This is a genomic window from Rhizobium sp. BK098, assembly GCF_014193155.1.
Lineage (GTDB): Bacteria > Pseudomonadota > Alphaproteobacteria > Rhizobiales > Rhizobiaceae > Rhizobium.
The window spans coordinates 136,869-163,437 of sequence record NZ_JACHYY010000004.1 but is presented as its reverse complement, the minus strand read 5'-3'; the positions used below and the strand labels follow the sequence as shown (position 1 = coordinate 163,437).

The 26,569-nt window shown below is 61.0% G+C and carries 22 protein-coding genes; 19 read left to right on the top strand and 3 right to left on the bottom strand.

The window, feature by feature from the left end; all coding sequences use genetic code 11:
* The first annotated feature begins 180 nt into the window (after positions 1-180).
* From FHT73_RS12775 to FHT73_RS12745, 7 genes are all read left to right on the top strand, one after another.
* Entirely contained in the window at positions 181-1,134 is a 954-nt protein-coding gene (locus tag FHT73_RS12775) for a sugar phosphate isomerase/epimerase (protein WP_183712067.1), read from the top strand.
* A 59-nt stretch (positions 1,135-1,193) separates the two neighbouring features.
* Positions 1,194-2,426, top strand: a complete 1,233-nt coding sequence (locus FHT73_RS12770) for an ABC transporter substrate-binding protein (protein ID WP_183712064.1) — start codon at positions 1,194-1,196, stop codon at positions 2,424-2,426.
* A 70-nt stretch (positions 2,427-2,496) separates the two neighbouring features.
* Positions 2,497-3,384, top strand: a complete 888-nt coding sequence (locus FHT73_RS12765; RefSeq protein WP_183712062.1) for a sugar ABC transporter permease — start codon at positions 2,497-2,499, stop codon at positions 3,382-3,384.
* Positions 3,384-4,268 (top strand): carbohydrate ABC transporter permease, encoded by an 885-nt coding sequence (locus FHT73_RS12760; protein WP_183712060.1) that lies wholly within the window; start codon positions 3,384-3,386, stop codon positions 4,266-4,268. Before FHT73_RS12765 ends, FHT73_RS12760 begins: the two co-directional genes overlap by 1 nt.
* A gap of 4 nt (positions 4,269-4,272) precedes the next feature.
* Positions 4,273-5,355 carry an ATP-binding cassette domain-containing protein gene (locus FHT73_RS12755; protein WP_183712059.1) on the top strand — a complete coding sequence of 361 codons (1,083 nt, stop codon included), beginning with the start codon at positions 4,273-4,275 and terminating at the stop codon, positions 5,353-5,355.
* Between the two features lie 30 nt (positions 5,356-5,385).
* On the top strand, positions 5,386-7,038 hold the full coding sequence (locus FHT73_RS12750) for a GMC family oxidoreductase (RefSeq protein WP_183712048.1): 1,653 nt from the start codon (positions 5,386-5,388) through the stop codon (positions 7,036-7,038).
* Between the two features lie 452 nt (positions 7,039-7,490).
* Positions 7,491-8,783 (top strand): NCS2 family permease, encoded by a 1,293-nt coding sequence (locus FHT73_RS12745; protein ID WP_183712046.1) that lies wholly within the window; start codon positions 7,491-7,493, stop codon positions 8,781-8,783.
* Between the two features lie 151 nt (positions 8,784-8,934).
* Here the strand turns inward: FHT73_RS12745 and FHT73_RS12740 are convergent, their stop codons facing one another.
* On the bottom strand, positions 8,935-9,420 hold the full coding sequence (locus tag FHT73_RS12740) for an ureidoglycolate lyase (RefSeq protein WP_183712044.1): 486 nt from the start codon (positions 9,418-9,420) through the stop codon (positions 8,935-8,937).
* A 60-nt stretch (positions 9,421-9,480) separates the two neighbouring features.
* Between FHT73_RS12740 and FHT73_RS12735 the strand changes: the two genes are divergently transcribed.
* The 5 genes from FHT73_RS12735 (at position 9,481) to xdhC (ending at position 15,068) form a co-directional block, all read left to right on the top strand.
* Entirely contained in the window at positions 9,481-9,879 is a 399-nt protein-coding gene (locus tag FHT73_RS12735; protein WP_183712042.1) for a hypothetical protein, read from the top strand.
* 121 nt (positions 9,880-10,000) lie between these two features.
* Complete coding sequence (gene uraH, locus FHT73_RS12730) at positions 10,001-10,366, top strand: hydroxyisourate hydrolase (protein WP_112399913.1); 366 nt, start codon at positions 10,001-10,003, stop codon at positions 10,364-10,366.
* A 3-nt stretch (positions 10,367-10,369) separates the two neighbouring features.
* On the top strand, positions 10,370-11,854 hold the full coding sequence (gene xdhA / locus FHT73_RS12725; RefSeq protein WP_183712041.1) for a xanthine dehydrogenase small subunit: 1,485 nt from the start codon (positions 10,370-10,372) through the stop codon (positions 11,852-11,854).
* A gap of 3 nt (positions 11,855-11,857) precedes the next feature.
* Positions 11,858-14,212, top strand: coding sequence for a xanthine dehydrogenase molybdopterin binding subunit (gene xdhB, locus FHT73_RS12720; protein ID WP_183712039.1), 2,355 nt, complete (start codon positions 11,858-11,860; stop codon positions 14,210-14,212).
* A gap of 4 nt (positions 14,213-14,216) precedes the next feature.
* Positions 14,217-15,068, top strand: a complete 852-nt coding sequence (gene xdhC, locus FHT73_RS12715; protein ID WP_112609949.1) for a xanthine dehydrogenase accessory protein XdhC — start codon at positions 14,217-14,219, stop codon at positions 15,066-15,068.
* Here the strand turns inward: xdhC and FHT73_RS12710 are convergent.
* The gene (locus FHT73_RS12710) at positions 15,055-15,999 is read right to left on the bottom strand and encodes a LysR family transcriptional regulator (RefSeq protein WP_112609947.1); all 945 of its coding nucleotides are present in this window, start codon (positions 15,997-15,999) and stop codon (positions 15,055-15,057) included. The two genes, xdhC and FHT73_RS12710, sit on opposite strands and share 14 nt — an antisense overlap.
* A 156-nt stretch (positions 16,000-16,155) precedes the next feature.
* Here FHT73_RS12710 and FHT73_RS12705 point away from each other — a divergent pair, with 156 nt between their 5' ends.
* A complete protein-coding gene (locus FHT73_RS12705) occupies positions 16,156-17,394 on the top strand; it encodes a urate hydroxylase PuuD (RefSeq protein WP_112609945.1) in 1,239 nt (412 codons plus the stop codon).
* Positions 17,391-18,734, top strand: coding sequence for a guanine deaminase (gene guaD / locus FHT73_RS12700; RefSeq protein ID WP_112609943.1), 1,344 nt, complete (start codon positions 17,391-17,393; stop codon positions 18,732-18,734). Before FHT73_RS12705 ends, guaD begins: the two co-directional genes overlap by 4 nt.
* 60 nt (positions 18,735-18,794) lie before the next feature.
* Here the strand turns inward: guaD and bhcR are convergent, their stop codons facing one another.
* Positions 18,795-19,622, bottom strand: coding sequence for an HTH-type transcriptional regulator BhcR (gene bhcR, locus FHT73_RS12695; RefSeq protein WP_112609941.1), 828 nt, complete (start codon positions 19,620-19,622; stop codon positions 18,795-18,797).
* 195 nt (positions 19,623-19,817) lie between these two features.
* Here bhcR and gcl point away from each other — a divergent pair, with 195 nt between their 5' ends.
* From gcl to FHT73_RS12670, 5 genes are all read left to right on the top strand, one after another.
* Positions 19,818-21,602 carry a glyoxylate carboligase gene (gene gcl / locus FHT73_RS12690; protein ID WP_183712037.1) on the top strand — a complete coding sequence of 595 codons (1,785 nt, stop codon included), beginning with the start codon at positions 19,818-19,820 and terminating at the stop codon, positions 21,600-21,602.
* A gap of 13 nt (positions 21,603-21,615) precedes the next feature.
* Positions 21,616-22,431, top strand: coding sequence for a hydroxypyruvate isomerase (gene hyi / locus FHT73_RS12685; RefSeq protein ID WP_183712035.1), 816 nt, complete (start codon positions 21,616-21,618; stop codon positions 22,429-22,431).
* A gap of 5 nt (positions 22,432-22,436) precedes the next feature.
* Positions 22,437-23,321, top strand: coding sequence for a 2-hydroxy-3-oxopropionate reductase (glxR, locus tag FHT73_RS12680; RefSeq protein WP_183712033.1), 885 nt, complete (start codon positions 22,437-22,439; stop codon positions 23,319-23,321).
* Positions 23,322-23,336: 15 nt separating this feature from the next.
* The gene (locus FHT73_RS12675; RefSeq protein ID WP_183712031.1) at positions 23,337-24,614 is read left to right on the top strand and encodes a glycerate kinase; all 1,278 of its coding nucleotides are present in this window, start codon (positions 23,337-23,339) and stop codon (positions 24,612-24,614) included.
* Positions 24,615-24,894: 280 nt separating this feature from the next.
* On the top strand, positions 24,895-26,523 hold the full coding sequence (locus tag FHT73_RS12670) for an MFS transporter (protein ID WP_112609931.1): 1,629 nt from the start codon (positions 24,895-24,897) through the stop codon (positions 26,521-26,523).
* The last annotated feature ends 46 nt before the right edge of the window (positions 26,524-26,569 follow it).

Below are 26,569 nucleotides of genomic sequence, written 5' to 3'. Positions count from 1 at the left end.
CGGCAATCCCAGCCGTTTAGCAAACGTTTGCCAAAAATCGCTTGCATAAAAAAACGACTTGTCTACTATTCAGGCACGGCAAACGTTTGCCAATTGCAGTGCATTGAAATCATTATGGATTATTTGCCGTGAGCCATGGTTCCACGAGCGATCTTCCATGCCTTAACAACGGATAGTCTCATGACCTCTACGGAACGGCTGCGCTTTGGTGTCGATCTCGTCACCTTTTTCCACCCTGGATTTTGGGGCGTAGAGGATTATGACGGCATCATCGCGCTTTCGCGCGATGAGCCGCGCGCCTTCTGGGACAAGATACTGGATGCCGTGCAAGCCTCCGGCGTTACCGGCGTGGAGTTGACCTTCTCACCCTTCAACTGGCAGGATGCAACGAAGACCTATGGTTCGGTCGAGAAGTTTGCCGCCGAGCTTTCAAGGCGTGGGCTGACGCTTGCGAGCGGCTTCTTTGCCGAGCTCGAAGCCGCCGGCGATTTCACCGAGGCATCAGCGCAGGCCGCTATCATCGACAAGGCCGAAAAATATGCCGAATTCCTTAAAGCCTGCGGCAGCGATATCATGGTCATCGGTGCACCGCTTCGCCAGACGCTCGGCGCTCAGCCGACACGCTTCTTCGACTTCGAGCAGGCGCGCAAAATTGCCGATTTCCTCAATCGCCTCGGCGCTGCTCTCTATGTCAAAGGTGTGCGTCTCGCTCTCCACACCGAGGCGCATTCAATCTTCGCGGCAGCACGCGACGTCGATCTGCTGATGCTACTGACCGATCCCGCCTACGTGCATATGTGCCCGGATACGGCGCATATCATCGTTGCCGGCTCCGATCCGCTGCAGCTTGTCGATCGCCATCACGAGCGCGTCATTATCGCTCACTGGAAGGATGCGCTGGGTCCGATGCCGGCCGATACGGTCATCGACGAGCATATCCATGACCGCCATCGCCCCTATTTCTGCGGCTTCGGCCTCGGCCGGGTCGATTGGCCGGGCTGGGCCAGGCTGCTGCGCGACCGGGGCTATGAAGGCTGGGCCATCCTCGAGCTCGACGCCGCACCCGATCCGGTCGGCGATATCGCCAGCGGGCTGACGCTCGTCAGGCAGGCGCTCTTGCCGATCTATCGCTGATACCAAAAATCCGAAAACGAATGGCCCCGCCAAGAGGGCTTTCCTGAAGAGGTGGAACGATGAAAAATACAGTGAAATTGCTATTGATGGGAGCCGCACTCGTCACGGCCTCGATGACTGCCCATGCAGAAGACAAGCCGCAGGCTGAGGTTATGACCTCATGGACCTCAGGCAGCGAGGCCGCGGCCCTCGGCGTCGTCAAACAGGAGTTCGAGAAGCGCGGCGGCACCTGGAAGGATTCTTCCATCGCCGGCTTCGGCGCGGCCGATGCGGCTTTCCAGAACCGTTTGGTCGCGGGCGACCCGCCGACCGCCAAGCAGGCCGTGCTCGGCCTTGCCAACACCGATTTCGTCAATCAGGGACTTATGAGCCCGATCGACGATGTGGCGAAAGCCGGCAAATGGGCCGATGTCCTGCCCAAGTCGATTTACGACCTCATCTCCTATAATGGCAAGGTCTACCTCTCTCCGACCGGCGCCCATGGCGAGAGCTGGGTGTTCTATTCCAAGGATGCCTTCGCCAAGGCTGGCCTCACTGACGAGCCGAAGAGCTGGGACGAATTCTTCTCGGCCCTCGACAAGCTGAAGGCATCAGGCATTCAGCCCGTCGCCTGGGGCGGCCAATCCTGGCAGGAATCCAAGGTCTTCAACATGATCCTGCTGACCCAGGTCGGCATTGACGGCTTCCTCAAGATCTATGTCGACAAAGACAAGGGCGACGCCTCGATGGCAGGCGTAAAGAAGACGCTGGATATCCTCGGCAAGCTGCGCGCCTATGTCGATGAAGGTGCCGCCGGCCGCAATTGGAACGACGCAACCGCCATGGTCATCACCGGAAAGGCCGGCGTGCAATTCATGGGTGACTGGGCCAAGGGTGAGTTCGTGGCCGCCGGCAAGGAACTGGGCAAGGACTATGGCTGCATGCTCGCGCCGCAATCGCCGGGCATGGTCTATGTCGCCGATTCCTTCTCCTTCCCGAAGATCGCCGATGCGACCGCACAGAAGGGCCAGACCCTGCTTGCCGAGGTCGCCATGGATCCGGCCGTGCAGGTGGAGTTTTCGCTGAAGAAGGGCTCGGTGCCCATGCGGACCGACGTCGACAAGTCCAAGCTCGACATCTGCGCGCAGAAAGGCCTTGAGCTGATGAGCGCCGGCAAGATCGTGCCCGATCAGGCTCTGATCCTCTCGCCGCAGCAGGCCGGCGCCCTCAACGACTTCGTCGACGAGTTCTGGACCAATCCGTCCGAAGATAGCGCCTCGGGGGCGGAGAAGTTCTTCGCGATCTTCGAATAGACCCTCAGCGAGCCGGTCGTCCGAGTTCCCTGTCGATCGGCTCTGCCCATCCTTTCGAGAAAGTTTGCTGATGCAAGCCAAGCGCAGACGTCCCCTTGCTGCGACCTTCGCCCTGCTGCCGACATGGATTGCCGCCATTTTCATCTATATCGGCACCATGGTCTGGTCGGTGCGCCTGTCATTCACGGATTCGACCATCTTCCCGTCGTCCAACTATGTCGGCTTTGCGCAATATGCCAAGCTGTTCCGAACATCGCGATGGCTCGCGTCCCTGGAAAATGTGCTGATCTTCGGCGTACTCTATGTTGCCGGCTGCCTAGCATTGGGCTTCGTGCTCGCCGCGGCGCTCGATCGCAAGGTTCGCTTCGAAAGTATATTTCGCACCATCTTCCTCTACCCCTATGCCATGTCCTTCGTGGTTACCGGCCTCATTTGGCAGTGGATGCTGAACCCAACCTTCGGCATTCAGGCGACCGTCAGGGCGCTCGGCTGGCAGAGCTTCGTCTTCGACTGGATCGTCAATCGCGACATGGCGATCTACACGGTGGTCTTTGCCGGCGTCTGGCAGGGTGCTGGCCTTGTCATGGTCATCGCACTGTCAGGCATGCGCGGGATCGGCGAGGAACAATGGAAGGCGGCTCAGATCGACGGCATTCCGGTCTGGCGCATCTATACCTCGATCATCCTGCCGCAGCTTGGGCCAGCACTTGCCGCGTCGGGCATGCTGCTCTCCATGGGCGTGATCAAGACCTATGACCTCATCGTCGCGCAGACCGGTGGCGGCCCCGGCTACTCGACCGAAGTGCCGGCAAAATTCATCATGGACAATCTGTTCGAGCGCCAGAACCTCGGTCTGGCCAGCGCCGGCGCCACCGTGCTCGTGCTGTCCGTCGTCATGGCCGTCGCGCCTTTTCGCTATGCGCTCGCCATGCGCGCCAGAAGAAGGGGAGCACACTGATGGCAGCTCTTCATCCCCGCGGCCCCAAGCCTTCGCGACTGTCGGCCGGCCAGATCGGGCTCTATGCCTTCCTTATCCTGTCTGCACTCTTCTTCCTGCTGCCGCTCTACACGATGCTCGTCACCTCGCTGAAGACAATGGAAGAGATCCGCCAGGGCCGCATCTTTGCCTTGCCAGATAGCATCGACTTCGGCGCCTGGAAGACCGCCTGGTCGGGCGCCTGCATGGGCACGCAATGTCTGGGCGTGCGCATCGGCTTCTGGAATTCGGTCAGGATCACCGTGCCGGCCGTGGCGATTTCCGTCTTCATCGGCGCGATCAACGGCTACGCCCTCTCCTTTTGGCGGCCGAGAGGCTCGAACCTGCTGTTCGGGCTCCTGATGGCCGGCGGCCTCATCCCCTACCAGATCTTCCTTTATCCGCTGGTGCGGCTACTCGCCAATCTCAGCCTTTATAATTCGATAGCGGGTGTGGTCCTCGTTCACGTGATCTTCGGCCTGCCGCTGGTGACACTGCTGTTCCGGAACTATTTCGTCGCCATTCCCGAAGAGCTCTGTAAGGCGGCTCGCGTCGATGGCGCCGGCTTCTGGCGGATCTTCATCGAGATCATGCTGCCCATGGCTGTGCCCATGATCGTTGTCGCCTCGATCTTCCAGTTTACCGGCATCTGGAACGATTTTCTGATCGGCCTGGTCTTTGCCGGGCGCGACAATCTGCCGATGACCGTGCAGCTCAACAACATCGTCAACACCACCATGGGCGAGCGCGCCTACAATGTGAACATGGCGGCCACCATCCTGACCGCCGTCGTTCCGCTCGCCATCTATTTTTTCTCCGGCCGCTGGTTCCTGCGTGGTGTCGCCGCCGGGGCCGTCAAGGGGTAACGCCATGCAGCCTGCCGTCTCGGTCAAGGATCTCAAGATCGCCTATGGCGATCACACCGTCATCGACAAGATGTCGATCGACGTCGCTCAGCGCGAATTTCTAGTGCTGCTCGGACCTTCCGGCTGCGGAAAGTCGACCCTGCTCAACTCCATTGCCGGCCTGCAGGACATTACTGACGGCGAAATCTGGATATCGGACAAGAACGTCACCTGGGCAGAACCGAAGGACCGCGGCATCGGCATGGTCTTCCAGTCCTATGCGCTCTATCCCCGCATGTCGGTGCGCAAGAATCTCTCCTTCGGCCTGCGCGTGGCGGGTCTTCCCAAAGCCGAGATCGAGGCGCGCATCGCCCGCACGGCTTCGCTTCTGCACCTCGACAAGCTGCTCGATCGCCGTCCCTCTGAATTGTCGGGCGGCCAGCGCCAGCGCGTAGCGATCGGCCGCGCCCTTGTGCGCGAGGTCAACGTCTTCCTGTTCGACGAACCGCTGTCCAATCTCGACGCCAAGCTTCGCAACGAGCTGCGCGTCGAGATCAAGAAGCTGCACCAGAGCCTCGGAAATACGATGATCTATGTCACGCATGATCAGGTCGAGGCACTGACACTTGCCGATCGTATCGCCATCATGAAGGACGGCGTGATCCAGCAGCTCGCCAGCCCGTCCGAAATCTACCATCGCCCCACCAATCTCTTCGTCGCCGGCTTCATCGGCGCGCCGGCGATGAATTTCATCGAGGGCGAGATCGTCTTGAAAGGGGGCGCGCCGGTCTTCGAAAGCAACGGGCTTGCCATCGATCTAGCCGGCTATCCTTTCCTCAGCGCCGCCAAGGCAGGTCCCGCGACGCTCGGCATCCGGCCGGAACATATCGCCCCGAATGGCGCGGACGCGGGTTGGCCCACCATTCCCGGCACCGTCTCGGTCGTCGAACCGATGGGCGCCGATACTGTGCTGTGGTTCGACTGGGCGGGCCAAAGCCTCTCCTACCGCATCATGGGAGATGCCATCCTGCAGCCGGGTACGGCGATCGCACCCGGCCTCGATATCGCCAAGGCCTCCCTCTTCGGCGCTGACGGCACCCGTCTTTAAGACCATTTTCACAGCATACGGAAATTATCCATGTCTCAGACTGTCTATGACGCGCTGGTGATCGGCTCCGGCGCCGCCGGCTCCTTCGCCGCCAAGGAATTAACTGCCCAAGGGCTGTCGGTATTGCTGCTCGAAGCCGGCCCCGCGGTGACGCAGAAAGATTTCGATCCGAACCGCAAGAAGGCGCCGGCGAGCAGCATCAATATCTGGGAGCGCGCACGCGCCACGCTAAAGGGCCAGCCCATCCAGGCGCGCGCCGCCTTCTTTACCGAGCGCTTCAGCCATTTCTTCGTGAACGATCGCAAGAACCCCTATACGACGCCGAAGGATGCACCGTTCCTGTGGATACGAGGCCGTCAGGGCGGCGGCCGCCTGCATAGCTTTGGCCGAGTGCTGCTGCGCTGGACCGACGATGATTTCAAGATCCGCTCGAAGACCGGCAAGGGCGTCGACTGGCCGGTTTCCTATGACGAGCTCGCTCCCTACTATGCGGAGGTCGAAACCAGCCTTGGCCTTTATGGCAATGAGGATGGCGTGGACGCATTGCCCGACGGCGTCTACGCCCATCCGGCAAAGCTGACGCCTGCCGAAGAAATCTTCAAGACGGAAGTCGAAGGACGCTGGCCGCATCGGCATGTCGTTTCCTGGCGGTATATCGCGCCCGACGCCGAGCGTACGCCGAAGCCGCTACGAGAGGCGTTGGCGACCGGACGGCTGACCATCCGCCATGACGCCATCGTGCGCCGTATCACCACCGACGATGCCGGCGGCCGGGCGACAGGTGCCGAGTTCATCGATCGCACGACTGGAAAGGTCGAAACCGCCCACGCCGCCATCGTCGTGCTCTCGGCATCGCCGATCGAAAGCGTGCGGCTGCTTCTCAACTCGGCGACTACCCGCCACCCATACGGGCTTGGCAACAGCTCGGGCGCACTCGGGCATTATTTCATGGATCAGCTTCCATGTCTTGCCTTCGGCTCCTTCTCCAAGGCGAAGGGATGGGCGGCCGATGATTCCGCGCCTGTCGATCCCTTCTACAATCCCTCCGGCGGCATCTTCGTCCCGCGCTTTGGAGAGGGCGATGCCGGCCGTGATGATTTCGACTATCAGGGAAGCATCGGCCGGGCGCCGACGCCGGATGACGAGCCTTCGCGGCTGGCCTTCTTCGGCTTCGGCCGCATGCTGCCCTATGCCGACAATCGCATCACGCTCGATGCACGACGGAAGGATGCCTGGGGGATCCCCGTTCCTCATATCCGATGTGCCATGGGCGAGGAGGAATACACCCTACTGCGCCGGCAGGAAGAGGTGCTGATCGAGATGATCCGTGGCGTCGGCGGCGAGCTGGAATTCATCGGCTCGCCCACCGGCCTTAGAGAAATGGGCCGTGGCGCCTTCCCGGATGCCGATCCGTTCAGCCGTTTCATGTTCCGCACATGGTTCCGCAAGACCATGTGCATGGGCGCCGCCATCCACGAAACCGGCGGTGCGCGCATGGGGACATCGAGCCAGGAATCTGTCCTCAACGCCCATAACCAGAGCTGGGACATACCCAACTTGCTCGTGACGGATGCTTCCGCCTTTCCGGGCAGCGGCATTGCCGGCACCACGCTGACCGTGATGGCCCTGACCATCCGCGCCTGCAGAAACATCGCCGATCAATATCGCGCCGGTCAGATATGATCGGCGTCCAGCCGGATTGAGTGCGCTCCGCCTTCGGTAGCCTTCCATTTTGGTTACCGGGCTCGCCGCAATCCTCTATAGCCGCTGTCTGTGTGGCCTTCACGGTTTCGCCAGGCGATGGAAATAGTTTGGCTTTGTCACCTTCCGGCTATAGATAGCATACATATCTTCTTGCCTGCGCCGCACGAAGCGCTGGTGCAGGACGGAGGGATGGCTTCGACCATCAAGTAACGGCTCCGAAAACGGAAGAAATTCGCGCGGAAATAGCTCGAAAATTTAGAATGTCTTTCGCGAATTGCAGGGAAATCCGGCTCTAGCGCGCAAAGCCATTAAAAGCGCACAATCCCCCCTCGCCACGAAGCGTTGAAAGCCGCTTCTCGCGGCCCGCATCTGGAGGAGATGCGGGCAAGCCCCATGATTTCACGAGCGTCGGGAACGCTTAGGGAGGAACAATGCTTGAACGACTTTTCAAATTGAGTGAGCACGGCACGTCCGTGCGCACCGAACTCATCGCAGGCGTTACGACGTTCCTGACGATGTCCTATATCATATTCGTCAATCCCGACATTCTGTCGACGACTGGCATGGACCGCAACGCGGTCTTTGTCGCCACCTGTCTCGCAGCCGCGCTCGGTTCGATCGTCATGGGCCTTGTTGCCAATTGGCCGATCGGCATGGCGCCGGGCATGGGACTCAATGCCTTCTTCGCCTTCACCGTCGTTGCCGCACTCGGCTTTACCTGGCAGCAGGCGCTCGGAGCGGTTTTCATCTCCGGTTGCATCTTCGTTCTGCTGACGGTGACCGGCGTGCGCAGCTGGCTGATCGCCGGCATCCCGCATTCGCTGAGAAGCGCAATTGCCGCCGGTATCGGTCTCTTCCTGGCGATCATCGCGCTGAAGAGCGCCGGCATCGTCGTTGCAAATAAGGCGACCCTCATCGGCCTCGGCGACCTGAAGCAGACCGGCCCCCTTCTCGCAATCTTCGGCTTCTTCGTCATCGCCGTTCTCGATGCGCTGAAAATAAGAGGTTCGATCCTTATCGGCATTCTCGCCGTCACCATTCTCTCCTGGATCCTTGGCGTCAGCCAGTTTCACGGCATCGTTTCGGCGCCGCCGTCCATCATGCCGACCTTTTTGCAACTCGACATCGTCGGCGCTCTCCATGGCGGTCTGGTTCATATCATCCTCGTCTTCGTGCTGGTCGAAGTCTTCGACGCCACCGGGACGCTGATCGGCATCGCCAAGCGTGCGAACCTGATCCAGGACGGAAAGCCGAACCGCTTAAGCAGAGCTCTGCTTGCCGACAGTGCCGCGATCATCGCCGGCTCGTTGATGGGCACCAGCAGCACGACGGCCTTCGTCGAAAGCGCTTCGGGCGTCCAGGCTGGCGGCCGGACGGGCCTGACGGCAATTACCATCGCCGTGCTCTTCATCGCAGCCCTGTTCTTCTCGCCGCTCGCGGCTTCGGTTCCGGCCTATGCGACCGCTCCCGCGCTGCTCTATGTCGCCGGCCTGATGATGCGCGAACTGACCGAGATCGAATGGGATGACCTGACCGAGGCTGCACCGGCGGCAATCACCGCGCTTGCGATGCCCTTCACCTACTCGATCGCCAACGGCCTTGCCTTCGGCTTCATCACCTATGTGGCCGTGAAGGTCTTCACCGGCCGCTGGTCGATGCTGCATCCGGCAACGCAGATCGTCGCCGCTCTGTTCGTCGTGCGCTTCGCCTTCTTTGCGGATTAACGGTGGATATTAAATGCAAGAGCGGATCATTCGCTGGAACGACCCGGTCTTTTGGCATTCGAGAGCCGTTGGAAGCGGGAACTTGCTCTAGCAAATAAGGGGCGTTGCGATGGCAGCGCCCCTTCCAATATCTGAACCGATCCAGCTCCTTTCAGCGGATCAAAAACGTCTCTTCATAGAAATGCTGCTCGAGATTGACGCCCTTGCCGCCGCGATCGATGACGATGAAGTCGGAGACACCATCGAGGGGCGTCAGAATACCGTGCCAGACATTGCGCCAGATATTGACGCCCTGGCCGGGCCTGGTGCGGAACGCCACCGGCTCGCCCGGACCATTGTTCGTCTGCGGCGCTGCAACGACGAGGAATGGATTGCAGGTCAGCGGCACAAAGGCCTGGCTGCCGAGGGGATGCCGCTCGACCATCTTCAGCTCCAATGGCAGCGCATAGGGTTCGCCGCGCAGCCAGCTGATCATCGTACGTGCCTCCTCGCCGATCGCTTCGACCTTTGCGAGGTCATGGTAGCGAACGCATTTGCCGGCATTGATGGGATAGCTGTGCGCACCCTCCATTTCGATCACATCGCCGAAAGACGCGAATGCGGCTCTTGTCAGCGGTTGAATTTCGATCACTTTCATTCATGGTCTCCCGTTTCCATTCTCCGAAGTCATCTCTTCCTCGATCGACGATATGTTCGCTTGGGTTCGACGCCTGACCCGCGGTGCGGGCAGCAGAAATCGACCGGAGCGCCGCTGGCACTCCGGCAGCCGCCATGCGGCGGCTATTTCCATGGTCGATCACTGCCGACGCTGATCGCGAACACCACGACATCGGTTTCCCGCCAGTTGCGGCAAGGTTTTTCTGCCGCCAAGCGTCTCAAACTGACACCCATCAGGGCCAGCCGAAAATCGGCGCATTCATTACTTCCGCCATGCAGCGAGACCGGCGGAAACCTGCCTTTTCATGAAATGCATATCGCGATATCGGCACGTATTTCGACGCCTCAGTGCACGCGAAATGCGCAAGTCGAGCTCATCCGTCCCGCCGCGACATCGTATGAAACGTTCCTCCAAACGTTTTCGATACCCAATGTCTAACCGCAAATCGCGCGCGCCATTCCCCTTGGAAATTTTGAAAGTCTCGAACGTTACGGCTGCTTTTCATGGGAATGGGCCTGGCCGATAGTAGAGACAGGAGCGCCAGGTTCGGGAGAAGAATATGCAGTCTCATTCGCCAGGAGCCGGACGGCTCACGACCCATGTATTGGATACGGCGCTTGGCAAGCCCGCCCGGGGCCTGCGCATCGAACTCTACCGGATCGAGGGCGATGTACCGAATCTGCTGAAGTCGACGGAGACCAACGACGACGGTCGCTGCGATGCGCCGCTGCTGTCGGGAGAAATCATGCAGGCCGGCATCTACGAGTTGCGCTTTCATGCCGGCGACTATCTCGGTCGCGCATCGGATGGCCCAATGTTTCTAGACATCATCCCGATCCGTTTCGGTCTTGCCGACGAAGGCGCGCATTACCATGTGCCGCTCCTCCTCTCGCCCTACAGCTATTCCACCTACCGCGGGAGCTGAGCGATGACATCGACGACAATCCGCTCCGAACTTCGTTTCATTCTCAACGGTCGGGACGTCGCTCTTACCGACGTGGCACCAGACCAGACGCTGCTTGACTGGCTGCGCCTCTCCCGCTCGCTGAAGGGCACGAAGGAGGGTTGCGCCGAGGGCGACTGCGGCGCCTGCACTGTGCTTGTGGGGCGGCTGACGCCAGCGGGCGGCCTCGTTTACGAGGGCGTCAACGCCTGCATTCGCTTCCTTGGCTCACTGGACGGCTGTCACGTGGTCACCGTCGAGCATCTCGCCTCGAGCGACGAGCACCTGCATCCGGTGCAGCAAGCCATGATCGACTTTCACGGTTCGCAATGCGGCTTCTGCACGCCAGGTTTCGTCATGTCGCTCTACGGACTTTGGATGCAGACGCCGAACCCGACGGATGAGCAGATCGAAACGGCGCTCCAGGGCAATCTCTGTCGCTGCACCGGCTATGAGCCGATCCTGCGCGCTGCCCGCTCCATCTCCAGCTATGGCGGGACACAAGACGACCCACTGCTGATAGAGCGCGAAACCATGATCGCGCGCCTGCAGGCCCTTCGCGACGGCGCCCGCGTCGAAATCGGCGAGGGTCGTAATCGGCTTATTGTGCCGGCTGACCTTGATGATCTCGCATCGGTTCTGGAGGCATCGCCGACGGCAACCGTGGTGGCCGGCTCGACCGATGTCGGCCTCTGGGTCACCAAGCACATGCGCGACATCACACCGGTCGTGTTCATTGCTGGGCTGCAGGAGTTGAAATCGATCGGGGTGAAAGACGGGCTCGTCACCATCGGCGCCGGCGTCACCTATTCGGAGGCGATCGTGACGCTGTCGCAGCATATTCCGGCGCTCGGGCCGCTGATCACCCGTATCGGCGGCCAGCAGGTGCGCAACATGGGCACGATCGGCGGCAACATCGCCAATGGTTCGCCGATCGGCGATACGCCGCCAGCCTTGATCGCACTCGGGGCATCCCTGACCTTGCGCAAGGGCGCCGTCCGGCGCACCATTGCGCTTGAAGACTTCTTCATCGCCTATGGCAAACAGGACCGTCAGCCCGGCGAATTCGTCGAAGCCGTGCATATTCCGGTTCCGGCAACAGGTGAAATGTTCGCCGTCTACAAGGTGACGAAGCGCCGCGACGAAGACATCACGGCCACGCTCGGCGCCTTCCGTCTGGCACTTTCAGCCGACGGTGTGGTCGCCGATATCAGGATCGCCTATGGCGGCATGGCCGCCACGCCGAAACGAGCCTTTGCCGTCGAAAAGGCATTGCTCGGCCAACCCTGGAACGAGCAAACTGTAAATCTGGCTATGGAGAAATATGCCGAGGATTACGCGCCGCTGACCGACATGCGCGCCACGGCGGAATATCGTGCGCTGGCGGCAAGGAACCTTCTGCTGCGCTTCTTCCTGGAAACGACGTCCAATGAGGCACCGGTTCAGGTGTCTAGATATGAGGCGGCATAGGCCATGAACAAACACGCTTCAGACATCAAGGCCGAAACCATCGTTGGCGGGGTTCATACCAGCCCCCGTCATGACTCCGCGCACAAACATGTTTCCGGTGCCGCCGTTTATATCGACGACATTACCGAACCGACCGGAACGCTGCATGCAGGGCTTGGCCTATCCACCGTTGCGCACGGCATCCTGAAATCCGTCAATCTGACAGAAGTGCGCGCCGCGCCCGGCGTGGTCGCCGTGCTCACCCATGAGGACGTGCCTGGCGTCAACGATATCTCCCCCTCCTACATGAACGACGACCCGGTGCTTGCCGCCGGCAAGGTCGAGTTTCATGGTCAGCCGATCTTCTGCGTGATCGCCGAAACGCGTGAGCAGGCCCGCCGCGCCGCAAAGCTGGCAAAGATCGAATACGAGGAATTGCCGGCCGATATCGACATCTGGGATCTCGACGTTTCGACCCATCGGCAGGTGGTTACACCGCTTACGCTGAAGCGCGGCGATGCGGATGCCGCCCTCAACAGCGCTCCGCGCCGCGTGAAGGGCCGTATGCGGCTGGGCGGCCAGGATCACTTCTATCTTGAAGGCCAGGTCTCGCTTGCCGTGCCCGGCGAGGATGACGAGGTCGTCGTCTATTGCTCCACCCAAGGCCCGAGCGAGACGCAGCATATGGTCGCCCACGCGCTGGGCGTCCCGAGCAATGCTGTTACGATCGAGGTTCGCCGTATGGGTGGCGGCTTCGGCGGCAAGGAAACCCAGGCAAACCAGTGTGCTGCGATCGCGGCCATCGCCGCCAAGAAGCTGAAGCGCGCCGTCAAGGTCCGGCTCGACCGCGATGAAGACATGGTCGCGACCGGCAAACGGCATGATTTTGCCATCGATTACGATGTCGGTTTTGACGACGAGGGCCGCATCTTGGCCGTGGACTATACGTTTGCGCTCCGGGCCGGCTTCTCGGCTGACCTTTCCGGCCCGGTCGGTGATCGTGCGCTGTTTCATTGCGACAATGCCTATTTCTTTCCCCATGTGCAGGCGAAATCGGCGCCGCTCTATACCAACACCGTCTCCAACACGGCCTTCCGCGGCTTCGGCGGCCCGCAGGGAATGGTGGGCGCCGAACGTGTGATCGACGAAGTCGCCTTCGCTATCGGCAAGGACCCGCTCGACATCCGCAAGCTGAATTTCTACGACGCGATGGGCGTTCAGGGCGAGCGCAACCTCACACCCTATCACCAGAAGGTGGAGGACTGCATCATCCAGCGCATCGTTGCCGAACTGGAAGAAAGCGCAGATTATGCCGGGCGCCGCAAGGCAATTTCCGAATTCAACGCCAAGAGCCGTATCGTCAAGCGCGGCATCGCGCTGACCCCGGTGAAATTCGGCATTTCCTTCACCAAGACGGAATCGAACCAGGCCGGCGCGCTGGTGCATGTTTATAGCGACGGTTCCGTGCACATGAATCATGGCGGCACCGAAATGGGGCAAGGCCTGCATCTGAAGGTGGCGCAGGTCGTGGCAGAAGAGTTCCAGATCGATCTCGACCGGGTAAAGATCACCGCAACGACGACAGCCAAGGTGCCCAACACCTCGCCGACCGCGGCGTCTTCAGGCGCGGATTTGAACGGCATGGCGGCGCAAAACGCTGCACGCCAGATCAAGGACCGGCTGATCGCCTTCGCCGCCGAAAGCTATCAGGTGCTCCGCGAGCAGGTGACGTTCCTGCCCAACCGCGTGCGCATTGGCGATGTCGAAATGTCCTTCCCTGATCTCATCAAGAAGGCCTATATGGCCCGCGTCCAGCTTTCGGCCGCCGGCTTCTACAAGACACCGAAGATCCATTGGGACCGCAAGGCGGGCCGTGGCCACGCCTTCTACTACTATGCCTATGGCGCGGCGTGCTCGGAAGTATCGATCGATACGCTAACGGGGGAATATGTGGTCGAACGCACCGATATCCTCCACGATACCGGACGCTCCCTGAACATGGCCATCGATATCGGTCAGGTCGAGGGCGGCTTCATCCAGGGCATGGGATGGCTGACGACGGAGGAGCTTTGGTGGGATGGCGAGGGGCGTCTTCGAACGCACGCGCCCTCGACTTACAAGATCCCGCTTGCATCCGACCGCCCGAAGATTTTCAATGTAGCCCTGACCGATTGGTCGGAGGCCCATGAACCGACGATCCATCGTTCCAAGGCCGTGGGCGAACCGCCGCTGCCGCTCGGGCTTTCCGTCTTGCATGCGCTTTCGGATGCCGTGGCGAGCGTCGCCGACCATAAGATCTGCCCGCGTCTCGACGCGCCGGCAACGCCCGAACGGGTGCTGATGGCGATCGAGCGCCTCAAGGCGGCGAAGAAGGAGTAAGATCATGCCTGCCGCCCGTGAAGATATCCGGGATTTCCTGCGCCGCGAACCGGCATCGATGCTCGTCGAGGTGACGGGGGTCGCAGGTTCCGCGCCGCGCGATGCGGATGCCTGGATGCTGGTATCGGAACGGGCAATCTTTGCGACGATCGGCGGCGGCGCACTGGAGTATATGGCGATCGACCAGGCACGACGGGCACTGCGCTCCGGCCTTGCGGCGGAGCCGATGAACGTACCGCTCGGTCCGGAGATCGGCCAGTGCTGCGGCGGCCGGGTGGGCCTCGCCTTCACCACCCTTAACCCGAGGCTTGCGAATGACCTCATAGCTCGGAGCGACCGCGAGATGGCCGCACGCCCACATGTCTATGTTTTCGGCGCCGGCCATGTCGGCGATGCCCTCGCCATGGCGCTTTCGCTGGCACCGTTACGCGTGGTGCTTATCGATACGCGGGAAGAGGAGCTGATTGCCTCCAACGTGCCGCGCATCGAGACCTGTCTCACAGCCATGCCGGAAGCCGTGGTGCGCGATGCGCCCGCCGGCAGCAGCTTCGTCATCCTCACTCATGACCACGCGCTCGATTTCCTGATTGCCGCAGAAGCGCTCAAGCGCTCGGATGCCGCCTATGTCGGCATGATCGGCTCCAAGACGAAGCGCGCCACCTTCCGCAACTGGCTGTCGCGCGAAAGCGGCGAGACGGAGCTTTTCGATCGCCTCATCTGCCCGATCGGCGGAACGGCTGTGAAAGACAAACGTCCGACCGTCATCGCTACACTGGCGGCCGCCGAGATCATGACGGCAGCGCTGAGCTGGACGGCTGATCACGCAAGGTTTGCGGGCAGCGTTAACCGCCCGTAGCCGCAGCTACCGGCTCGTCCTCAAGCAGCTTGCCGATCAGCCGCTGACAGCGCTCCGCCATGAAATCGATCATCAGGCGGACCTTCGGATCCTGGAAACGTTTGTGCGGATAGATGGCCGCAAGTTGAACCGGCGCCGGAGGGCTCTCCTTCAGGATCTCGACCAATCGCCCTTCTATCAGATAGGCCTTCACCTCAAACAGCGGTTTGTTGATGATGCCGCGGTCTTCCAGTGCCCATTGGGTGAGCACGTCGCCGTCGTCGCTGTCATAGGGGCCCGCGACTTCGAATTTGCGGGGGCCTTCTGCGGTCATTAGCGTCCAGTAATATTCCTTCGAGCCAGGATAGCGCAGCAGAAGACAGTCGTGTTTGTCGGCAATTAGAGCATCCGCGCTCGCCGGTACGCCGCGGCGCGCGAGATAGGTCGGCGAAGCACACAGCACGCGCTCGCAGTTGAGGATGCCGCGCATGCGCAGGTTTGAATCTTCCAAGACGCCGAGCTTGAAGGCGACGTCGACACCCTCCGCAAGGATATCGACATTGTGATCCGACAGGCGCAGGCGTACTTCGATATCCGGATATTTGTCGTGAAATTCCGGAATGCCCGAGGCAATCAACCGCCGCCCTATGCCGAGCGGCGCGGTGATCCTCAGCGAACCCTTCGGATTGCGTGAGAGATCGGCGATCGCCGCTTCCGCCTCATTGACAGCTTCGATGATCTTCACCGCCTTTTCGTAGAAAACGCGGCCATGCTCGGTCGGCGAGAGCTTACGCGTGGTGCGGTTGAAGAGGCGCACGCCGAGATGGCGCTCGAGCTCCTTGATGCGATTGCTCGCGACCGCAGGCGTGACGCGCTGGTCGCGTCCCGCTGCCGAGAGAGTACCGAGTTCGACCACGCGAACGAAGACACGGACATTATCGAGATAGGACATGGCACCTTTCTACCACATCGGCACGCGGAACAAACCAGGGTTCATCTTATAGATTTTTTTGAAAGTGTTGGCGGATTCACTGGGATTTTCGAGAAAATCACGCGATGGCAAACAGTCCCGTAAAGATCGGGCCCATGAAGGCCGGGAGGAGTTCCCATGTATGAATATGCCATCGCCTGGGACTGGCTGACATTTGCCGTCCGCTGGCTGCACGTCATCACCGCCATCGCCTGGATTGGCTCGTCGTTCTATTTCGTAGCACTTGACCTCGGCCTGAAAAAACATCCGGCGCTGCCGCCGGGAGCCTACGGCGAGGAGTGGCAGGTCCACGGCGGCGGCTTCTACCATATCCAGAAATATCTGGTAGCGCCGGCCAACATGCCTGATCATCTCGTCTGGTTCAAATGGGAGAGCTACGTCACCTGGTTGTCGGGCTTCGGCATGCTCTGTCTCGTCTATTATGCCGGCGCCGACCTCTACATGATCGATCCGGCTGTGCTCGATGTCTCCAAGCCAGTGGCGATCGCCATTTCGCTCTGCTCGATCGCCGGCGGCTGGCTCCTATACGACCTGATCTGCAAGTCGCCCTTCGGCAATGACAATACGCGGCTGATGGTGGCGCTCTATTTCATTCTGGTCGCGGTGGCCTGGGGCTATACGCATCTGTTTACCGGCCGCGCCGCCTTCCTGCATCTCGGCGCCTTCACGGCGACGATCATGTCGGCGAACGTATTCTTCATCATCATCCCGAACCAGAAGATCGTCGTCGCCGACCTGCTTGCCGGGCGCACGCCGGATGCGAAATACGGCAGGATCGCCAAGCAGCGGTCGACGCACAACAACTACCTGACGCTGCCGGTGCTGTTTCTGATGCTGTCGAACCACTATCCGCTGGCTTTCGGCACGCAGTTCAACTGGATCATCGCCTCGCTCGTCTTCCTGATGGGCGTCACGATCCGCCACTGGTTCAATACCCGGCACGCCAATGCCGGTAACCCGACCTGGACCTGGCTGATCACCGTCATCCTGTTCATTATCATCATGTGGCTCTCCACGGTGCCGAAGATCCTGGCCGGCGAACCAACAACGAAGGTCTCTGCCATCCAGCAGCCCTTCATCACGGCGCAGGATTTCCCGAAGGTCCGCGACACCGTGATGGGGCGCTGCTCCATGTGCCATGCGAAGGAGCCGAGCTGGGAGGGGATCGTCGCTCCGCCGAAGGGCGTGATGTTCGAGACCGACCGCGACATCGCTGCCCATGCGCGCGAGATCTACCTGCAGGCTGGCCGCAGCCATGCCATGCCGCCCGCCAACGCCTCACACATAACCGACGAGGAGCGCCGGCTGCTTGTCTCCTGGTACGAAAATGCCGTCAATGGGGAGAAAACCCAATGAATGAAGTCCTGATCCGTGGCCGTGTGCTGACCTTCCTTGCCGAGCCGCAAGGCATCGATGATACCACCTCCTATCGTTACATCGAGGATGGCGCGGTTTATGTTCGCGATGGCAAGATCATGGAAATCGGTGCCCATGGCGACATTCGCAAGCTGGCAGACGCCGGTATCCGGATCGCGGACCATCGCCCGAACCTTATCCTGCCGGGCTTTATCGACACACATCTTCATTTCCCGCAGACGCAGGCGATCGCCTCCTATGGCGCGCAGCTGCTCGAATGGCTGAACACCTATATCTTCGTCGAGGAGCAGAAATTCGCCCGCGCCGCGCATGCGGCCGAAGTCGCGGACCGCTTCATGGACGAACTCTTGTCGAACGGTACGACGACGGCCGTCGCCTATTGTTCGGTGCACCCGGAAAGCGTCGATGCCTATTTCGCGGCCGCCGAAGCGCGCGGCATGTGCATGATCGGCGGCAAGGTGATGATGGACCGCAACGCGCCGGAGGCGCTGCGCGATACGCCGCAGCGCGGCTACGAGGAGACCAAGCGGCTGATTGCAAAATGGCACGGCCGCGGCCGCGTGCATTATGCCATCAGCCCACGCTTTGCGATTACCTCGACGCCCGAGCAGATGGAAATGAGCAAGGCTCTCGTTGCCGAACACCCGGATTGCTATGTCCAGACGCATCTCTCGGAAAATCGGGACGAGATCGCCTTTGCCACCTCTCTTTATCCAAAGGCCAAGGACTATACGGATATCTATGGCCGCTACGGTCTGCTCAACGACCGCATGCTGCTCGGCCATTGCATCCACATGAGCGAACGGGAAGTCGCGGTGCTCGCGGAGACCGGCGCGGTGGGTGTCTTCTGCCCGACCTCGAACCTCTTCCTCGGCTCCGGGCTCTTCAATGCCGCTCAGTTCGACAAGGTCGGTGCACGCTGGTCGGTTGCAACCGATGTCGGCGCCGGAACCAGCTTTTCCATGCTGGAAACGATGGATGAAGCCTACAAGGTGCTGCACCTGCAGGGGCAACGGCTGACGCCATTCAACTCCTTCTATCGCATGACACGCGGCAACGCTCTCGCACTCGGGCTCGAAAAGCAGATCGGCTCGCTGCAGGCGGGCGCGGACGCCGATATCGTCGTGCTTGATTCCGGCGCTAAGTCGGCCATGGAATTTCGCATGCGCACCGCCACGTCGCTGGCCGAGGAGCTCTTCATTCTCCAAACCATGGGTGACGACCGGTGCGTTGCCCAAGTCTATGTCGCCGGCAAGGCGATGAAGACCAAGGGCAAGAAAGCAGACACGATCGTACGCGAGCAACTGCAGATCGCCTGACCAAATAAATGTGGCGGACCGGCAACGCCGTCGTCGCGGGAGAGACGGCGGCGAAGGCCTCTAGGTTCGCTTCGATTTTCCGCCCATCGCCTTCGTCAATTCTTCCGCCGCCGCCCGCACGACCGGGCCGAGCGCGGCAACCCTTTCATCCGGCAGCCGCACAGCCGGGCCTGAAATCGAGATGCCGGCAATAGCCTCGCCATACTCATCGAAGATTGGCGCCGCAACACATCGCATGCCGAGCGTATGTTCCTCATCATCGATCGACCAGCCCCGCGAGCGGATCTCGGCCATATCCGTAAGCAGCACGGGCAGCGTATCGCGGGTCTTATCGGTGAAATGCTGCAACGACCGCCCTTTGAGCAAAGCCTCTATCTGGCTGTCCGCCCAGGTGGAAAGGATCGCCTTGCCGATACCCGAAGCATGGATCGGTCCGCGCCGGCCCGGGCGGAAAAAGGCGCGCATCGGCGCATGGCTTTCCGCCTGGGAGATGAAGACAACGTCGCCATCTTCCTCGATGGCAATATTGGCGGTCTCGCCAGACGCCTCCATCAACTGCTTGAGGAAAGGCCGGCTGATGGTACCGAGCTTGCGGAAGCGCAAATAGGCCGTTCCGATCTCGAAGGCTTTCACCCCGATCGTCCAGGCGCCGCTTTCATCGTCATGCGCGACCATGCCGTGCTGGGCGAGAGAAGTCAGTAGCCGATGGACGGTGGAGGGCGCCATGGCCGATCTGTCGGCGAGATCGGTCAAAACCGCGCCATCGGCTTCGGCCACCAACTCCAAGAGTTTCAGACTTCGATCGAGCACCTGGACGGATGAAGCCGCCGCATTCTCTGCCGGCTTCCGGCCCGGCCTGCCCCTCGTCTTTTCCGGATTTTCCGCCATGACGCTCACTTTTGACTAAAGGCGCGCCCCGCAGTTTGGCGCCGCTCGTTTTGGCTTCATGACATATCCGCTTCGCTTCGATTGTTCCAGATTTGTTGAAAATGTTTATTTCCATATGATGGGATTGATTTCCATTTTTAGATTGCGCTCGTTCACCCATGCGGTACCTTCGGTCCAGAAACGGAGGAAATTCCCATGGCGAAGATGCGCGCAGTCGATGCCGCAGTGCTGGTTCTGGAAAAGGAAGGCGTCAATTGCGCCTTCGGCGTTCCCGGCGCTGCGATCAACCCCTTCTACTCGGCGATGAAAGCGCGCGGCTCTATCCGCCATGTGCTGGCCCGTCATGTCGAAGGTGCAAGCCATATGGCCGAGGGCTACACCCGCGCCCGCGCGGGCAATATCGGTGTGTGCATCGGAACGTCTGGGCCTGCCGGCACCGACATGATCACCGGCCTCTATTCCGCCTCTGCCGATTCGATTCCGATTCTCTGTATCACAGGCCAGGCGCCGCGCGCCCGTCTCGACAAGGAGGATTTCCAGGCGGTCGACATCGCCAAGATCGCAGCCCCCGTTACCAAATGGACCGTGACCGTCATGGAGCCGGCTCTCGTTCCTTACGTCTTCCAGAAGGCATTCCATACGATGCGCTCGGGTCGCCCCGGCCCGGTCCTCATCGATCTGCCTGTGGACGTCCAGCTCGCCGAAATCGAGTTCGATATCGAAACCTATGCCCCGCTTGAGCCCTACAGGCCGTCGGCGACGCGGGCGCAGGCGGAAAAGGCGCTTGCCATGCTGAACGCGGCCGAGCGGCCGCTGATCGTCGCAGGCGGCGGCATCATCAACGCCGATGCTTCCGACCTGCTCGTCGAATTCGCCGAGATCACAGGCGTTCCGGTCATCCCGACGCTGATGGGTTGGGGCACGATCCCGGACGATCATCCATTGATGGCCGGCATGTGCGGGCTGCAGACCTCGCATCGCTACGGCAATGCGACCCTACTCGCCTCCGATTTCGTCTTCGGGATCGGCAATCGCTGGGCCAATCGCCACACCGGCAACGTCTCGACCTACACCGAGGGCCGGACCTTCGTGCATGTCGATATCGAACCGACCCAGATCGGCCGTGTCTTCGCTCCTGATTTCGGCATCGTCTCCGATGCCGCTGCCGCGTTGAAGCTCTTCCTCGACGTTGCGACGGAATGGAAGACGGAAGGCAAGCTGCGCGACTGGTCGGCCTGGGCGGAGGAATGCCGCGAGCGCAAGCGCACCATGCTGCGCAAGACGCATTTCGACCAGACGCCGCTGAAGCCGCAGCGCGTCTATGAGGAGATGAACAAGGCTTTCGACCGCAATACCTGCTACGTCTCGACCATTGGGCTTAGCCAGATCGCCGGCGCACAGTTCCTGCATGTCTACAAACCACGCAACTGGATCAATTGCGGCCAGGCCGGCCCGCTCGGCTGGACCCTACCGGCAGCACTCGGCGTGCGTGCCGCAGATCCGGACCGTCCGATCGTCGCCCTATCCGGCGACTACGATTTCCAGTTCCTCATCGAGGAGCTGGCGGTCGGCGCGCAGCACAAGCTTCCCTACCTGCATGTGGTCGTGAACAATTCCTATCTCGGCCTCATCCGGCAGGCCCAGCACGGCTTCAACATGGATTTCGAGGTCAGCCTCGCCTTCGATAACATCAATGCCACTGACAACGCCGAACCCGGCTATGGCGTCGACCATGTCGCAGTTGCCGAAGGGCTTGGCTGCAAGGCTATCCGGGTGCGCAGCCCGAACGAATTCCAAGAGGCGTTCACGACAGCAAGGCAGCTGATGGCAGAGCATCAGGTTCCCGTCGTCATCGAGTTCATTCTGGAGCGCGTCACCAACATCGCCATGGGCGCCGACATCAATGCGGTCGTCGAGTTCGAGGAACTTGCCGAACGTGGCGAGGATGCCCCAACCGCAATCCTCGCTCTGCTGGACTGAAGGAGGAATAACCATGCCGAAATTTGCGGCCAATCTGACCATGCTCTTCAATGAAGCGCTGTTTCTGGATCGCTTCGCGCTTGCCGCCAAGGCGAGCTTCGAGGGCGTCGAATATCTCTTTCCCTATGATTTCGCGAAGGAAGCGCTGCGCGCCGAACTCGATCGTCATGGCCTGACCCAGGTGCTGCACAATCTGCCCGCCGGCAATTGGGCCGGCGGCGAGCGCGGCATCGCGATCCTGCCCGATCGTATCGACGAATTCCGCCGCGGCGTAGCCTCCGCGATCGACTATGCGACGACGCTCGGCTGCAGCCAGGTCAATTGCCTCTCAGGCATTATTCCGGCCGGCGTGCCCGATGAGGTGCTGCGGACCACCTTCCTCGTCAACCTCAAATATGCGGCGGAAGAGCTCGGCAAGCACGGGATACGGCTGTTAATCGAGCCGATCAACAGGTTCGACATTCCGGGGTTTTATCTCAACACGCCGGATCAGGCCGCTTCGATCATCGCCGAAGTCGGCAGCGACAACCTGTTCATTCAGTACGACCTCTATCACCAGCAGCGTACGGAGGGCGAGCTGATCGGCACCTTCAAGAAGCACCAGGCGCAGATCGCCCATGTGCAGCTTGCCGACAATCCGGGTCGCAACGAACCAGGCACCGGCGAGATCGCCTACCCCTTTGTCTTCGAAACGCTCGATGCGCTCGGCTACGACGGCTGGATCGGCTGCGAATACAAGCCGCGCACGACGACCGCGGCGGGGCTCCGCTGGTTTGCCGCAGCCGGACGCCACGCCGAAGGCGCCGCCATTCTCAATATCAGGAGCTAACAACCATGGCACATATCGGATTTATCGGCCTCGGCATCATGGGCACCCCCATGGCGCGGCATCTGCAGGACGCCGGGCACATCGTCGTCACATCGAAGTTTTCGATTCCGCCGCGCCAGGAGCTGCTCGACAACGGCCTGCAATTTGTCGAAACGCCGAAGGCGCTCGCCGAAACCGTCGATACCATCATCCTGATGCTGCCGGATACGCCCGAGGTCAAAGACGTGCTCTTCGGCGAGAACGGGGTTGCCTACGGCTTGTCCAAGGGCAAGCTCGTCATCGACATGAGCTCGATCTCGCCGATCGAGACCAAGGAATTCGCCAGGAAGGTTCGGGAAACGGGCGCCGAATATGTCGACGCGCCCGTCTCCGGTGGCGAAGTCGGTGCCAAGAACGCCTCGCTATCCATCATGGCCGGCGGCTCCGAGGCAAGCTTCGAGCGGGCGCTGCCGCTCTTTCAGCTGATGGGCAAGAACATCACGCTCGTTGGCGATTGCGGCGATGGCCAGGTCACAAAGGTCGCCAACCAGATCATCGTCGCATTGACGATCGAGGCGGTGTCCGAGGCCCTCGTCTTTGCATCGAAGGCCGGCGCCGATCCGGCCCGCGTGCGCTCGGCCCTGATGGGCGGCTTTGCCTCCTCACGCATCCTGGAAGTGCATGGCGAACGGATGATCAAGCGCACCTTCGAACCGGGATTCCGCATCTCCCTGCATCAGAAGGATTTGAACCTTGCCCTGCAAGGCGCCAAGGCTCTCGGCGTCTCGCTGCCGAACACTGCGGCAACGCAGGAGCTTTTCAATCAGTGCGCCGCCAATGGCGACAGCGGGCTCGATCATTCCGGTCTCGTCAAGGCGCTGGAGCGCATGGCGAACCATCCCGTCGCGTAACATGTGAGAGACCCGATGCCTGACATCGCCGATCCCCGCGCCTTTCTGGAAAGGCTCTTCTATGCAGCGGTTGCGGCTGCCGATCCGGACAAGGCGCTCGCCGCCCATCTGCCGGAAAAACCGAAGGGCCGGACGGTGGTGGTCGGTGCCGGCAAGGGAGCGGCGCAGATGGCTCGGGCCTTCGAGCGTCTCTGGGATGCACCGCTCTCCGGCGTTGTTGTGACGCGTTACGGCTACGCCGTGCCGTGTGAGCGTATCGAGGTTCTCGAAGCCGCGCATCCGGTGCCGGACGAAAGTGGCCTGCACGCATCAGATCGGTTGATGGCAGCGGTGGGCGGTCTCACGGAAGACGATCTGGTCGTCGCCCTCATCTGCGGCGGCGGCTCGGCACTGCTGCCCGCGCCGGCCGGCGATCTCACGCTTGCCGATGAGATCGCCGTCAACCGGGCCTTGCTTGCCTCCGGTGCACCGATCGGCGCCATGAATGCCGTGCGCAAGCAGGTCTCGCGTATCAAAGGAGGGCGGCTGGCCGCCCTTGCCCATCCGGCAAAGGTCGTCTCCCTCGTCGTTTCAGATATTCCCGGCGACAACCCCGCCCTGGTTGCCTCCGGCCCGACTATTGCCGACGAGACGACCCGCGCCAATGCAATGGCGATCATAGAACATTATGGTCTCGATTTACCTGACGCGGTGATGCGTCATCTCGAGGATGACACGGATGAGCCGCCGCTGCCTTCGGACCCTCATTTCGCCCGCAACGAGATAAAGCTCGTTGCTTCGGCGGCCATCGCACTGGATGCGGCTGCCGATGTCGCCCGCAAGGCCGGCGTCGAGACGATCGTGCTTTCCGATGCCATCGAGGGCGAAGCATCGGAAATCGGTCGTCAACATGGGGCGATCGTAGCCAAGATCCTGCAGCGGGGGCTGGCATCGCAAGAGCCCATGCTTCTTCTGTCTGGCGGGGAAACCACGGTGACGATCAAGGGCAAGGGCAAAGGCGGTCGCAACAGCGAGTTCCTCCTATCCTTCGCCTGCGCCATTTCCGGCAAAAAGGGCATTTCGGCGCTTGCCGCCGACACGGACGGTATCGACGGTTCCGAGGACAATGCCGGCGCCTTTGCCGACGGCACCACCGTTTCACGGCTTGCCGCTCGAGAGAAGAATGCAGCCGAATTCCTGGAGCGCAACGACAGCTGGTCGGCCTTCGCCGCGATCGACGACCTGTTCGTCACCGGACCGACCGGCACGAACGTCAACGACTTCCGTGCCATTCTTCTAGACCCGCTGGATTGAGGCCAGGCGACCCAGGCGATCGGAATCATCAAGACGCCAGATGTCACCTGGTCAACGAAATGCCGGGTAAAGCTTATGGCGCCGAGGCTCATAGAGCTGATCTGAATTAACGAGGGCCTCGGTCAGAGCTCAATTCCGCCTTCATTGACGAGAATATTATTCCAAAATGATTTCGGAACTTAGCAAATCACTATAGGGTTGATACCGACTCGGCGGTGCGTACGCTTTGAGCGAGTCCGCTTTGCCGCCGAGCAAGACAATCCTGCGAAGAAAAGCCGACATGCCCAAGAGAACCTCCCCGCTCGTCGCGTTTCAGTCCAAGACATTCCGTTCTCTCTGGTCGGCAACACTCATCTCCAATCTCGGCGGATTGGTCGAAGGTGTGGGGGCTGCCTGGCTGATGACCAGCCTCGCCACCTCCCATGGCATGGTCGCCCTGGTTCAATCCTCCACGACGCTGCCTGTCATGATCTTTTCGCTCGCTGCCGGCGCGCTTGCCGACAATTACGACCGAAGACGGATCATGCTGATCGCGCAGACGCTGATGCTCAGCGTATCGGCAACGCTGGCGATCCTGTCCTACAGCAATGCCTTGACGCCCTGGCTGCTGCTTTGCTTCACCTTCATGATCGGCTGCGGCGGCGCGCTGCATAACCCGTCATGGCAGGCATCCATGGGCGATGTCGTGCCGCGCGAGCATCTGCCGGGTGCGGTCGCGCTCAACAGCATGAGCTATAACCTCATGCGCAGCATCGGGCCGGCGATCGGCGGCGTCATCGTGGCGGCTGCAGGCGCGGCCTTCGCATTTCTCTTCAACGTCTTCTGTTATTTTGCACTCATCTTCACCCTATGGCGCTGGAAGAAGGCTCCTGTGCGCAACACGCTGCCGCGCGAGTCTTTCGGCAGCGCAATGTCTGCCGGATTTCGCTACGTCCAGATGTCGCCGAACCTGCTCAAGGTGATGTGCCGCAGCTTCGTCTTCGGCCTGACGGCGATCGTCATTCTGGCTTTGCTGCCTCTCGTTGCACGCGATCATGTGCATGGGACCGCAATAACCTACGGCATCATGCTCGGCTTCTTCGGCTTCGGCGCCATCTGCGGCGCGATGCTGATCGGCCGTATCCGCGATGCGCTGAGCAATGAATGGGTGATCCGTGGTGCCTTCTTCACGCTGGCCGTCAGCTGCTTCTTCCTGGCGCTTAGCGACCAGGTATGGCTAAGCTGCCTTCTGCTCATGCCGGCCGGCGTCGCATGGGTGCAGGCCTTTTCTCTCTTCAACGTCACGGTTCAGCTTTCCACGCCGCGCTGGGTCGTCGGCCGCGCTTTGTCTCTCTATCAGACCGCCACCTTCGGCGGCATGGCTGTGGGGAGCTGGCTCTGGGGCGAACTGGCCGATGCCCACGGCGTGACCGGCGCCCTTCTCATCGCAAGCGCCGCTCTCGGTATTGGCGGTCTGCTTGGCCTCCTGTTGCAGCAGCCGGACTTCGAATCCCTCAATCTGGATCCGACGAACACCTTCAGCGAGCCGCAATTACAGCTCGACCTGCGCCCCAGAAGCGGCCCTATCCTCGTCATGGTGGACTACGACATCGAGCAGGAGGACGTAGAGGAATTCCTGGCCGTCATGGCGAAGCGCCGCCGGATGAGAATCCGCGATGGCGCGAAGCAATGGTCGCTGTTGCGCGATCTCGAAAAACCGAACACCTGGACGGAAAGCTACCATCTGCCGACATGGATCGACTATGTCCGCCACGGCCAGCGCCAGACGCATGCCGATGTCGAGGTCGCCGAACAGCTGGATAGACTGCATCGTGGCGACGGGCCGCCGGTCATTCACCACATGATCGAACGGCAGACGGTGCCCCGGCACGACGACATGCCCCTGAAGCCCTATCTGGATGCGACATGACGGAGCGGCCGCAGACCTGCTCCAGGCGACATGGTCATGTTGCTTT